We start from the raw sequence: 11,937 nt of genomic DNA on the forward strand, positions 1-11,937 counted from the left end.
CACCGGCATAGGCTTCCGGTGGTGGGCACTGCCGGTGGCTTTGCTGGCGTGGCTGCTGCTCTGGAAAGGCACGTTCGGCGTCATCGAGAAGGGCGTGTCGTTTCTCGGTCTGGTGACGCTGTGTTTCGTCGTCGGAGCGGTGATGCTGAGACCTGATTGGACGGCAGTCGCAAGGGGCGCCGTGCCTTCGCTGCCGGTCCACGATGCCGCCAATTACTGGTTCATGGCGGTCAGCATTCTGGGCGCCTCGATATCGCCCTACCTGTTCATGTTCTATTCTTCGGGGGCCATCGAGGACCGGTGGGACAAAAGCTATCTCGGCGCCAATCGGGCCATAGCGGGGTTGGGCATGACCTTCGGGGGCACCATCTCGATCGGCGTGTTGATCGTGGCCGCTCTCGTGCTCGCCACGCATGGCGTCACCCAGGTGGACGACTATCACCAACTGCCGTTGATGCTGATCCCCATATTCGGCTTCTGGGGCTTCGTGCTGTTTGTTGCTTCTCTCGCCATCGCCTGCTTCGGCGCCGCGCTCGAGGTCGGGTTGCAACAGGCCTATCTTGTGGCCCAAGGGTTCGGCTGGAATTGGGGCGAGGATCGCAAGCCGCGCGACGATCCGGGTTTCAGCGCCATCTACACGATATCATTGCTGTTGGCGGCTATTCCCATCGCGCTTGGTCTTGACCCGCTGAGGCTCACCATCTTTTCCATGGCGCTGACGGCTGCCAGCCTTCCGCTGACCGTCGTTCCGTTCCTGTTTCTGCTGAACGACAAACGTTATGTCGGCGAGCATCGCAACGGCATTTTGTCAAATGCCGCCGTCATCTTCATCATCGCGCTTGGCTTCGTACTGGCGGTGGTGACCATCCCGCTGCAGATATTCGGAGGCACATGATGAAGTTGCTGCGTGATCTCCTGGACAAGCAGGTGGTCGACCGCGAGCAGGTCAAGGTCGGTAAGGTCGACGGTTTGGTGGCGCAGTTGCGGCCTGGCAAGCCGCCTCGGATCATTGCCATCGAACTCGGCTCCATCACCCTGGCGCGTCGCCTCGGCGCACGGCCCGGGCGCTGGATGGCGCGGCTCGCGGTCAAGCTGGGTGGCACGCAGCATGGCGAACCTCATCGGATCGCCTGGCGCAAGGTGAAAGATATCGGCATCGATATCGAGTTCGACATCGATGTGCGAGAAACGTCGATCTTCGCCTGGCAGGACTGGTTGCGCGACCATATCATCGGGCGCATTCCGGGAGCTTGATGATGATCACGGTCAATCTCGAGCATCTGGCGGGGCGGCGCGTACTCTCGCACCGCGGCAAGAATGTCGGTTATATCGAGGAGATCCGCGCCGAACGGGATGGTGACGATTTCGTCGTCACCGAATTCCACGTCGGGGTCTACGCTGCTTTCGAGCGTCTTTCGGCTTCGGCCATAGGCGTGGCGGTGCTGGATCTTTTCCGATTGCGCCGCCGCGACGGTCTATACCGCATTCCTTGGGACAAGCTCGACATCTCCGATCCCGCGCGACCGCGGCTGCTGTGCCCAATGACCGAACTCTCAGGCATGAAGGACGCGCCGGACCTCCAGGAATAGGTCGTGGGTGCTGCATCGTCGGGATTATTCTCATCGCAGCATGCTTGCCGCCAGGAAGACCACGGCTGCTGTCAAAACGACAGCTGCAATCACCAACACCGGCCAGTTGCCGCCAGGCCGCAGTTCCGGCTCGCCTTCGACCGGACGCATGGCATTGGCAAAGCTGGCATCGTTTTCGAATTTTGGACGAGTGCGCGGCGGACTTGTCTTAGCGACCGGATTTTGTGTGTCCGCGGCCTCTGCGTCTGTCTCAAGCGGGGCAATGGCGGGATCGAACCCCGGCGTCTTGTCGTGCGTTGCTCCTGCCTGAACTTCGCCTCTGGCCGCGGCAGGCGTGAGACCTGAAACCTTAGCCATAATCTCTCCCCTTCGAACCGATCTCGGCAGTATCGCACTTGCAGGCGCCAGCGGAACCAAGCTTGCATGCACTGAGGCGACCCGCCACGGTCAGACTTGCTCGCTCAGCAGAATCCTGGCGTCCTTGGCCGCAACGATGAACGCCTGTCGTGCCGCCCTTGTCGGCTTTTCGCCTCGCATGACGGCAAGGCACGCTCTGATCGCGGCAAGACGCCTCTCGGATGTCGGCTTTGGCCAGTCCCGCAGCAGCACTTCGGCTGCGTCCGACACCGAAACCACAACCCTGTCGCGGTCTATCCGGCCAGGTTGAATGACAATCGGCTTTCTGAAATGTCCAGTACGCACATGCCTCTCCAGCGGGATGCACTCTATTCGACACGCCGCTGCAAGAGTGCGCGTCGCGACGCGCTTTAACTCCGCAACCGTCGGTTTGTTCCAGAGCACCTGGCGTTTGAAACAACTAGCCGATGGCCATCCGTGCGCGCCCGTCCCAAGACTTACAACAGGTCCTTGCGAAGGAAGATGCGTGCGTGCCCTGGAATTCCGAATTCGACTTTGCCGAATTCCTCGAACCCATGCTGCATGTAGAATAGCGGCGCCTGGAAACTGCTTGTCTCGACCACGGCTTTTTTGCAGCCACGCTGGTTCATGGTGCCGGCGTTCCTGTCGCCTGTCACTTCTCCACATTTTCCGTCGATGTGGCAGATCTCACGCGAGATAATCCGGCAGCCTCATGCGTGGATCGTGGTGCTGCCGGGCCTGCAGGCATGTCGTCTGGGTATCGGAACAAAGCGCATCTTGGCCTGTTAGGGCGACGCATCCCAGGCAAGGACAAAGCCGATGAAAACACGACAATTTTTCGCATCGCTCGCCGCTGCTTCCATTCTTCTCGCCGTGCCTGCTTTTGCTGCCGACAGCGCCCAGGCCTTCGTCGACAAGGCTGCCATCGGCGGCAAGTTCGAAGTCGACTCGAGCCAGATTGCCTTGGGCAAGGTTCAGGACCAGAGCATCAAGGACTTCGCCCAGATGATGATCCGCGATCACGGCGCGGCCAATGCCAAGCTGGCAACGGTGGCCGGCGAACAAAAATTGAAAGTGCCGTCGGCGCTTGATGCCCAGCACCAGGGCGATCTCGACAAGCTCAAGAATGCGCAGGCACCGATCGATCCAGCCTATGTCGACATGCAGCGCAAGGCGCATGCCGACGCCGTCAAGCTGTTTGAAACCTATGCCAGCGGCGGCGACAACGCCGGGCTCAAGACATTCGCCCAGCAAACGGTCGATACGCTGAAGACGCACCAGCAGATGATCGAAAAGATCGCAGCCGGGCAGGACGCCATCACGGGAGCGACAACACCGGCGGTGAAGACCGACAATACCCCCAATGCCGCCGCTCTCGTTCCCGGCGCAAACAGCTTCACCGAAGCCCAGGCCAAGAGCCGCATCGAGGGTGCAGGCTATACCAACGTGTCGAAGCTTACCAAGGACGACCAGGGCATCTGGCGGGGCCATGCCACCAAGGCAGGCGAAGGCCTCGCCGTCGGCCTGGACTATCAGGGCAACGTCGTTGCCGCCAGCAAGTGAGCACGGATCAGGAGAAATCAATGAAAACGGTAACTGGACTGTTCGACAATTATGACGACGCGGCCGACGCGGTCCGCGAACTGGAAGCCACGGGCGTCCCGCATGCGAACATCAGCATCGTCGCCAACAACTCGGATGACTGGTACGAGGGCGACCGTTCGGAGGCTGCCGAGGATGCCGGGGCTGGCGCGGGGATTGGAGCCGTGATCGGCGGTGCCGGCGGATTGCTGACAGGGCTGGGGGTCATGGCCATCCCGGGCGTCGGACCTGTGGTCGCGGCGGGTTGGCTCGCCGCCACCGCGACAGGTGTCGTTGCCGGGGCGGTGGCAGGCGGTGCGGTCGGAGGCATTGTCGGCGCTCTGACGGAGTCCGGCGTGCCCGAGAACGATGCCCACGTGTATGCGGAGGGCGTACGCCGCGGCGGCACGTTGGTCACGGCCAGGGTGGACGATGAACTCATTGCAAATGCCGAGGAAATTCTGGGGCAATCCAGATCGGTCGATCTTGCCGAACGCCGCAGGGCTTACGAGGCTGGCGGCTGGACCGGCTTCGATGCCAATGCCGGCGAATATATCCCTGACGAGACCGATCGCGACAGCGCTCGGACGATCAATCGGCCTTGAACGAGGAGGTGTGGTCGCACGTACCGAACGACGAGGTTTCACGAAGTGTTACGGTTGGGAACATACCCGCAATTTTCCTAGCCTCTCAAGACGGTTTGCCGGCTTCAAGACGCAGGAAGTCAACTGCCCCTTCGAGGCGGTGGCGGGACTAGGCGAAACGAGATAAGACGGCTTCCGATCCTGACCCACGGAAACCTGGTCAAATCAATCGTTCCTGCGCCTCCGGACGTGGCCTGGCAGCTTGGCGTGACGGGCCATCGGCATACTGCCCGCTCAAAGGACCGTTACGGCCAATGAGGCTCGTGAGCGTGCATTTTTTGCTTTAAGATCTTGAATGTAAAAGTAATTCTCCGCGACGAGCTCTCGTAGCGCGGCGGCCCGCTAGCAAGGCCTCCTTTTCAAGTCGCCAGATCGCACATCTCTCGAAGCCACAGGCTCAGAGCAAAGGATGGGCAAGACTTACGATGTCCTCGACGTCCTGGCGGGTGCGCGCGAAGCGCTTGAGAACCAGCGGGTCATGACCTGGCACTATGTGAGCCGGGGAACTGGCGAGTTGTTGCATTCGCTCCACGCCGAAGATGACATCGCTTAGCCGATCGAAGACGGGAAACGGCGTCTGGCGTTCCATATTGGCGTAAAAATGGGCTGCATCGGACGCGATCACGACCGCGCCGTTCTCGGTTTCCACCCGCACCACCTGCAATCCGCGCGAGTGGCCGCCAACCCTGTGGAGCGTGATGCCTGGCGCGATCTGCGACTCCGAGTCGTGGAAGCAAACTTTTCCGGCAAAGACGCGCCGCACCATGGTGGTGACGTCTTCGGCCTCGAAGGGATGGCGCATGGCATGGTGGCACATGCAGCGGCTGGTCGCGAACTCCATCTCCGCATCCTGCAGGTGGAAGGTCGCGTTCGGAAACAGATGATGGTTCCCGCAATGGTCGTAATGCATGTGGGAGATGATGACGTCGCTGACATCCACATGGTTGATGCCGATTGCCGCCAAGCCGTCGTCGACGGGTCTGACGACACTGCGTCCGCGTTTGTCGCCGGTCGGCTTGTCGAAGCCGGTGTCGACGATGAAGGTGCGCTTCTGCCCGACGATCGCCCAGACGAAGTAGTCCAGCGGCATGGGAACGTCATGCGTATCGCCGCCGAGGAAATTCTCGCCCGAGCGGCGCTCGAAATGGCCGTAGCGAACGGCATGGATTTCATAGCGTTCGAATTGACCCATGATCAGCTCGCTTTGGCGACGTCTGGGGTCTGGGCTGAGCCGACCTCCACATGCGCCCATGTCTCAACCGTTTTGACCATACAGGTGAAATCGGAGTCCGGCCCGTAGAGCTGGTTCGTTACGCTCAGCAACTGGCGCACGGCACTGCCCACCACCATCGGCACGCCCATTGCCTCCGCCTCATCCACGCACAGCCGGACATCCTTGAAGGACAGGCCTGTGGCGAAACCGAAATCGAAGGTGCGCGGCAGGACGGATTTTGGGAACTTGTCCTCGGTGGCGCTGTTGCGGCCGCTCGAGGCATTGATGACGTCGATCATCACCTTGGGATCGAGGCCTGCCTTGACGCCCATTACGACCGCTTCGGAAGAGATCGCAAGTGCTGCCGCCGCAAGCAGGTTGTTGGCAAGCTTCATGGTCTGGGCGGAGCCCTGAACCTCGCCCATGAAGAATATCCGGCCGAAATTCTCGATCACCGGCCTTGCCGTTTCGAACGCAGGCTTCGGCCCCGAGACCATGACGGCGAGCGTGCCGTTGCGCGCGCCCTTCAATCCTCCACTGACGGGCGCGTCGATCATGGCGACGTTCCTTGCTGAAAGGCCTTCGGCAACCTTGGCGGCCATTCGCGGACCCGTCGTCGAGACGTCGACGAAGATGCGAACCGCCTTGCCCTCGGCGATGCCGCCTTCGCCGAGCACGACCTTTTCCAGGATCAGCGGGCTGGGCAGGCTGGCAAAGACGATCTCCGCAACATCGGCAACATCGCTCGCACCGGCGGCGGCTTTCGCGCCCGCACTGGTCAATTCCGCCACGGCTTTGCTGTCGACGTCGTAGACAGTCACTTCGTAACCAGCCTTGATGAGACGGGTCGCCATCGGCGTGCCCATTTTTCCGATGCCAACAAAGCCGATTTTCAGGGTCGACATGATCGCTCTCTCCTCTTTCAGGGCCGATGCCCATGCATGGCGTTTGGTCTCGATCTCCTGGATCGCATTCCGTCAGCTCGTTTCCACGGGGGGCATTTCGAGCGCCTGGCTTGTACGCGGCACGAGAAGTTCCGCTATGTCCACGGCCTTCAATCTGTCGGCGACGCCGAGCGCATCGATCGCGGCGGTGTACATCACCTTGTCCTTTGGGCAGGCGACGACGAAGTACGCGACGTCGCCCAGGCCCAGCGCTTCACGGATACGATTCTCGCTCGGCCGCTCGGTCACGCCGTCGTCGCCTTGCCAGATGCGGCCGCCGCCGGCGCCGCAACAAAAGGAGTTCTCGCGGCAGCGCGGCATGTCATGAAGCGTGTAGCCGGCAGCGCGGATCAGCTCGCGCGGCGCGTCGAAGCCGCCATTGTAGCGTCCAAGATAGCAGGGATCGTGATAGGTGACCCTGGCGCCGTCGGCGACATGCAGGTCGAGTTTTCCCGCCGCGATGAGTTCCGCCAGCAGCGCCGTATAGTGCAGCACCTCGAACGTCGCGCCGAAATGCTGATAGTCGTTCTTCAGCGCGTTCAGGCTATGCGGATCGGTGGTCATGATCCGGTTGAAGCTGCACGCCTTGATCTCATCGATGTTGGACTGAGCGAGCGTCTCGAACAGACCTTCTTCGCCGGCACGCCGCACATCATTGCCGCTGTTGCGCTCGGCATCGAAGAGAATGCCGAAGTCGACACCGGCTGCGGTCAGCAGTTCGGCAACCTTGCGGGTGATTTCCTGAACGCGCGGATCGTAGGAGGCGTAGTCCCCGACGAACCACAGCACGTCGACGGGTTCCTCGCGCGCGTCCTTGACCGGAAAGCCGAGCTCCCTGGTCCAGCGGGCCCGCATCTTGGAAGGCTTGCCCATGGAATTGCCGAGACGGGTCAGGTTCGACAACGCCTCCTGCAGACCGGGGCCGACACGGCCTTCGTCGACCAGATGACGGCGCATGTCGATGATCTTGGGTAGATGCTCGATCTCGACCGGGCATGCCTCCATGCAGGCGCGGCAGGTGGTGCAAGCCCACAGCGTCTCCTCGGAAATCACGCCGCCGACCAGCGGGGCCGCCGAAGATCCCACGGCAAGCGCGTCGCGCATGTCGGTGATCAGCAACTTCGGGCTGAGCGGCAGACCGGCCGCATAGGCCGGACAGACCGCCTGGCAACGGCCGCATTCGGTGCAGGACAGAAGGTCGAGCTGCTGTTTCCAGTCGAACTGTCCCAGGCTGTCGATGCCCGGAGCCTCGCGCGCTTCCGGGACCGCGGGCGCCAGGCCGCGCGGTTCGAGGCTGCGGAAGTAGATGTTGGGCGCGGCAAGAAACATGTGCCGGTGTTTCGAACCGGGGATATAGACAAGGAACGCCAGAATGGCGCCGACATGAGCCCAGTAGAACAGCTCTTCGCCCTGATGTGCCGGTATGCCGGCACGATCGAGCAAGCCAGCCAGCGCCGATGCGACCGGCCGCCACGAGCCGTCTGCGCCACCGGCAATGCGTGCCGCCGCCTCAAGCAACAGGGACGCCACGATCAGGACGATCAACACATAGATGATTGCCGCATCACTGCCGCTCGAGCCGTCGAAGCGGGCAGGCCGCAGCACGTAACGCTGATAGAGTGCAAGTCCGACGCCGACCAGCATCAGCACCGAAAAGACATCCTGCAGAGCGGCAATCCAGGTTTCGCCACCGATGGGCGCAAGTGAGAACCCGGGAAACAGCCGCGAGCCGAAGGTATCGATCGTGGCGGTGAACAGCACGAAGAACGAAATAAAGATGATAGCGTGAAGCACGCCGGAAAGCGGCTTGCGGAGCATTTTCCGGTGCATGCCGATGGCGACCATCACGCCCTGGAGACGCAGCATCGGGCGGTCGAAGCGAGCCGCTGCCGGTGCATTGGCAAGAGCAAACGCGTAACGGCGCGAGCGCCAGGCCGTCAACGCGAGTGCTGTGATGACCAGGATCCAGAGTGGCAGGGTCGATGCCATCTCAACGGCCAGAGCCGGCCCGCAGCCTGTCGCTCAGATTGGCGACGAGATCGAACAGGTCACAGGTCGCACCGTAATGCGCGACATTGAAGATAGGCGCCTTCGGATCAGTGTTGACGGCAATGATGAGGTCGGCCTGCGACATGCCCTCGAGATGTTCGGGCGCACCGGACACTCCGAGCGCCAGATAAAGCTTCGGCTTCACCTTCTGGCCGGATTTGCCCACTTGGCGCAGCTTCGGCAGCCAGCCATTGTCGACGACAGGACGGCTGCCGGCGATCTCCGCCCCCAGCATCGTCGCCAGATTGCGCGCAAGGTCGATGCTTGCCTCGTCGCCGATGCCGCGGCCCACGCACACGATCCTCTCGGCTGTCGTCAGATCGACGTCGGCATAATCCGGCACGTCGATGGCCACCATTCTCACCTTGCCGCTGGCGAGCGTGGGTTCGGCATCGATCGTCTGCACGCTCGCGGCGGCGATCGGGCCTGGCGCTGCCTCTGCGAAGGCCCCTGGGTTGATCATCAGAATGGCGGGCAGTTGCACTTCGCAGTCGGCGAGTATCTTGCCGCCATACATCTGCGCGACAACCGTCAGGCTTTCACCGTGCCGCTTGATTTCATTGACATAGGAGATGAGCGGCCAGCCGGTTCGCGCTGCGATGTCGGCTGCCACGTCCAGCCCGTTTGCCGAATAGGGTACCAGGACCAGGCCGGGGCTCTCGGCGGTGACGACATCGCGCAAAAGCACCGCATATGTCTCTGCGGGAATAACATCCGATTTTGTGGCGCGGGCCACTATCAGGCGATCGGCGGCGCCGAAGAGGGAGGATGCGGCTTCCGCTTCACCGCCGGCGAAAAAGGCGACGACCTCGTCGCCGGCCTGGGCGAGCGAGCGCGCCGCGGCGATCATTTCGAGGGAGAAGGCTTCGATCTTGCTGGAGTGGCCTTCGGTACAGGCAATCAATTTCATGGCTTAGTTCCTCGCCAGGCCCTTGGCTGCCAGGATGCTGACCAGCCGATCCGCGACTGTCTCGGCATCGCCGCCGAGATTCTCGCCGGAGCCGCCCTGGACTGGCAGGTGTAATGTGATGATCTCGGCGGAACGCTCGAAGCCTGAGGATTCGGGCGCGGCGCGGCCGATGGGCGTCTTGGATGCTTCGCGAAGCTTGCTGCCGGAGACATAGCGTGGCGCCTTCGACGCTGTCTGAACGCCCAGCACCGCCGGCGTGGCCAACTCATAGGTGACGGCGACACCGGCGCCGCGCTCTTGCGTGACCCGAAGCACGGCGCCGTTCGCAACGATACGGTTGGTTCCCGACACATGCGGCCAGTCGAGCAGCGCGCCGACATAGGGCGCGAGCTGGCCGAAGACATCCTCGCTCGATTGAACGCCGCACAGAACCAGGTCGGCCCACTTTGCCCGCGCCATCGCCGCGATGGAAGCCGCGATCTCACGTGAGGAGATCATGGCGTCCTCCTCGGCCTGAAGCGCGACGACTTCGTCGGCGCCGCGTGCGGCAGCCATCTGCAGGACACGGTTGGCGCCTTCGCCAACGGCCACCGCCGTTACCTTCGCGCCGCCGGCTTCCTTGAGCAGGATTGCTTCCTCGAGGGCATGATCGTCGAAATCGTTGAGCTGAAAATCCAGCCATTCCCGATCGATGCTGCGGCCGTCCTCGGCGAGCTGCAGCTCGCCCGCGGAATCCGGGATCATGCGCAAGACAACAAGAATATTCACGGCCTCTCCTCCGACGGAACGCACCTCAAGCGCCCGGCACCGGCTGCTAGATAAGTCGTATTCCTTGCCGCCCCCAATGGCGAAAAAGGTAATAGCAGCTATTACAAGACGGCAGATTGACGATCGTGGGTAATCGACTGCTAATTTGCGTCAAATCGCTTTCAGTCGAATTTTTCTGAATTGGAGGTTGTCAGGAAAATAGTCGTGCGATTTGCCCGGGATAAAAACATCTATTGTTTGTTTATACTGTCTCGTGTGCGCGATATCTGAGGAGAATTTTAGGCGTTCTGTCGAGCGTTCAGGAGGAGGAACCAATGTCAATAAAGAGCATACTAGACCACAAGATCTCGCGTAAGAGCTTCATCCGCGGCATGCCGGCCGTGGCGGCAGCCATGGCCGCCGCACCGGCCATCCAGCTCGCCCAGACCAGCGCAGCCGTCGCTTCAGAGCCGGAAACGAGGCCCGGCTACTATGGCGCGCCGCGCACCTGGATGTGGAACCCTAATGCCAACACCATGGTCGACACCTCAAAATGGAAGAAGGCGGGTCCGTATACGATCGGGTTCTCCAATGCTTCGATTTCCAATGCTTGGCGCGTCGCCTTCCAGCATGGCGTCCTCTGGTCCGCCGGCCAGCATCGCGACGAGATCGCCCATCTTCTCGTCACCGACGCCAACGACGACCCCTCCAAGCAGATCGCGGATATCCAGGATCTGATCAGCCAGGGCGTCGACATTTTGCTCATTGCGGCCTCGACCGAGGACGCGCTCGATTCCGTCGTCGGACGCGCAACCGAACAAGGCATCCCCGTTGTCATGGTCGATCGCAAGGTGAAGACGCCGGCCAACTACATCAGCTACGTCACGGCATCCGACTGGGCATTGGGCCGTCTCGAGGCGCAGTGGTTGTGCGAGACACTGGGCGGCAAGGGCAACATCGTGATGCTGCCCGGCATCGCCGGGTCGAGCGTCGCGGAAATCCGCATCAAGGCGAACGAGGAAGTGTTCTCGAAATTTCCCGACATCAAGGTGCTGGAGAAGCAGTATTGCGATTGGAACCCGGCAACCGGCAAGTCGGTGATGGCAGCGCTGATCCAGAAGCACGGCAAGGCCATCAACGGCGTCCTGGCCGACAGTGCGCTTCAGGGCTACGGCGCGATCGAAGCGTTTCTTGACGCCGGCTACAAGGACGGCGAATTTCCACCGATGACCGGCGGCGACGTTGCCCGGATGTATCAGCTGGCCAACCAGCACAACATCAAGATGGTCGGCATCGACTATCCGACGTCGATGGGCATCACCGGCATCGAGACCGCGCTCGACGTGCTCAAGGGCATCTCGGTCCCGGACAAGGTCGAGGTGAGCTTCCAGGTCGTCACGTCGCCGGGTGCGGATACGATCTCGGTCAAGGGCGACAGGCATCTGCTCGACCATGTCAGCATGAGCGATCCGGGTGATCTGTCGCCAAGCAACGGGCTGCCCGCCGGCTATAATCCGAGTACATTCAATCCCGACTATCCGAAGTAAGCTTCCCAAGCGAGCCGGTGCGCGCCCATCCTGGACGCGCGCCGGACGTGCATTGAACAGTTCGAGCACCGGATATGTCAGCGTCTGTTATTGAGCTCAGCCAGATCGAGAAGGACTATCCTGGAGTCAAACCCCTGGACAAGGTCGATTTCGCCGTGCAGCCAGGCGAAATTCACGCCCTTCTCGGCGAGAATGGCGCAGGCAAGTCGACGCTGATCCGCGTTATGGGCGGCGTGACCAAACCGAATTCCGGGACCATGACCTATCTCGGCAAGCCGGTTTCCTGGCAGTCGCCGAAGGAAGCACGCGCTGCCGGCATCCACGTGATCCATCAA

General features: G+C 61.7%; 15 protein-coding genes. 7 read left to right on the forward strand and 8 right to left on the reverse strand.

Going from position 1 to position 11,937, the window contains the following annotated elements; genetic code table 11:
* From EN914_RS08940 to EN914_RS08950, 3 genes are all read left to right on the forward strand, one after another.
* A partial coding sequence (locus tag EN914_RS08940; RefSeq protein ID WP_127389050.1) for an NRAMP family divalent metal transporter occupies positions 1 to 895 on the forward strand: 895 nt, incomplete at its 5' end.
* On the forward strand, positions 895 to 1,254 hold the full coding sequence (locus EN914_RS08945) for a hypothetical protein (RefSeq protein ID WP_013533180.1): 360 nt from the start codon (positions 895 to 897) through the stop codon (positions 1,252 to 1,254). The genes EN914_RS08940 and EN914_RS08945, both read left to right, overlap by 1 nt.
* Before the next feature lie 2 nt (positions 1,255 to 1,256).
* Positions 1,257 to 1,589 carry a hypothetical protein gene (locus EN914_RS08950; RefSeq protein ID WP_024502375.1) on the forward strand — a complete coding sequence of 111 codons (333 nt, stop codon included), beginning with the start codon at positions 1,257 to 1,259 and terminating at the stop codon, positions 1,587 to 1,589.
* Positions 1,590 to 1,619: 30 nt separating this feature from the next.
* On the opposite strand, the gene EN914_RS08955 is transcribed toward EN914_RS08950, so the two are convergent.
* The 3 genes from EN914_RS08955 to EN914_RS08965 form a co-directional block, all read right to left on the reverse strand.
* Positions 1,620 to 2,006 carry a hypothetical protein gene (locus tag EN914_RS08955; RefSeq protein WP_407067775.1) on the reverse strand — a complete coding sequence of 129 codons (387 nt, stop codon included), beginning with the start codon at positions 2,004 to 2,006 and terminating at the stop codon, positions 1,620 to 1,622.
* A gap of 30 nt (positions 2,007 to 2,036) precedes the next feature.
* Positions 2,037 to 2,291, reverse strand: coding sequence for a DUF982 domain-containing protein (locus EN914_RS08960; RefSeq protein ID WP_013533177.1), 255 nt, complete (start codon positions 2,289 to 2,291; stop codon positions 2,037 to 2,039).
* A gap of 152 nt (positions 2,292 to 2,443) precedes the next feature.
* Positions 2,444 to 2,623 carry a hypothetical protein gene (locus EN914_RS08965; RefSeq protein WP_024502377.1) on the reverse strand — a complete coding sequence of 60 codons (180 nt, stop codon included), beginning with the start codon at positions 2,621 to 2,623 and terminating at the stop codon, positions 2,444 to 2,446.
* A gap of 163 nt (positions 2,624 to 2,786) precedes the next feature.
* On the opposite strand from EN914_RS08965, the gene EN914_RS08970 reads away from it, so the two are divergent.
* Together EN914_RS08970 and EN914_RS08975 are read left to right on the forward strand one after the other, a co-directional pair.
* Positions 2,787 to 3,530 (forward strand): DUF4142 domain-containing protein, encoded by a 744-nt coding sequence (locus tag EN914_RS08970; RefSeq protein WP_024502378.1) that lies wholly within the window; start codon positions 2,787 to 2,789, stop codon positions 3,528 to 3,530.
* Positions 3,531 to 3,550: 20 nt separating this feature from the next.
* On the forward strand, positions 3,551 to 4,153 hold the full coding sequence (locus tag EN914_RS08975; protein WP_024502379.1) for a general stress protein: 603 nt from the start codon (positions 3,551 to 3,553) through the stop codon (positions 4,151 to 4,153).
* Between the two features lie 436 nt (positions 4,154 to 4,589).
* Here EN914_RS08975 and EN914_RS08980 read toward each other — a convergent pair whose 3' ends face one another.
* The 5 genes from EN914_RS08980 to EN914_RS09000 all read right to left on the reverse strand — a co-directional run bounded on the left by EN914_RS08980 (position 4,590) and on the right by EN914_RS09000 (position 10,076).
* On the reverse strand, positions 4,590 to 5,384 hold the full coding sequence (locus EN914_RS08980; RefSeq protein ID WP_024502380.1) for an N-acyl homoserine lactonase family protein: 795 nt from the start codon (positions 5,382 to 5,384) through the stop codon (positions 4,590 to 4,592).
* Positions 5,385 to 5,386: 2 nt separating this feature from the next.
* The gene (locus EN914_RS08985) at positions 5,387 to 6,310 is read right to left on the reverse strand and encodes an NAD(P)-dependent oxidoreductase (protein ID WP_024502381.1); all 924 of its coding nucleotides are present in this window, start codon (positions 6,308 to 6,310) and stop codon (positions 5,387 to 5,389) included.
* 72 nt (positions 6,311 to 6,382) lie between these two features.
* Positions 6,383 to 8,338, reverse strand: a complete 1,956-nt coding sequence (locus EN914_RS08990; RefSeq protein ID WP_024502382.1) for a (Fe-S)-binding protein — start codon at positions 8,336 to 8,338, stop codon at positions 6,383 to 6,385.
* A 1-nt stretch (position 8,339) separates the two neighbouring features.
* Positions 8,340 to 9,308 (reverse strand): electron transfer flavoprotein subunit alpha/FixB family protein, encoded by a 969-nt coding sequence (locus EN914_RS08995; protein ID WP_024502383.1) that lies wholly within the window; start codon positions 9,306 to 9,308, stop codon positions 8,340 to 8,342.
* 3 nt (positions 9,309 to 9,311) lie between these two features.
* Positions 9,312 to 10,076 (reverse strand): hypothetical protein, encoded by a 765-nt coding sequence (locus tag EN914_RS09000; protein WP_024502384.1) that lies wholly within the window; start codon positions 10,074 to 10,076, stop codon positions 9,312 to 9,314.
* A 314-nt stretch (positions 10,077 to 10,390) separates the two neighbouring features.
* Between EN914_RS09000 and EN914_RS09005 the strand changes: the two genes are divergently transcribed.
* Both EN914_RS09005 and EN914_RS09010 read left to right on the forward strand, forming a co-directional pair.
* A complete protein-coding gene (locus tag EN914_RS09005) occupies positions 10,391 to 11,602 on the forward strand; it encodes a substrate-binding domain-containing protein (RefSeq protein WP_024502385.1) in 1,212 nt (403 codons plus the stop codon).
* A gap of 74 nt (positions 11,603 to 11,676) precedes the next feature.
* Positions 11,677 to 11,937, forward strand: a 261-nt coding sequence (locus tag EN914_RS09010) for an ATP-binding cassette domain-containing protein (protein WP_164778692.1), incomplete at its 3' end; no start/stop codon positions are given.

Origin of the sequence: Mesorhizobium sp. M7A.F.Ca.CA.001.08.2.1, from assembly GCF_003998455.1 — a bacterium.
GTDB lineage: Bacteria > Pseudomonadota > Alphaproteobacteria > Rhizobiales > Rhizobiaceae > Mesorhizobium > Mesorhizobium ciceri.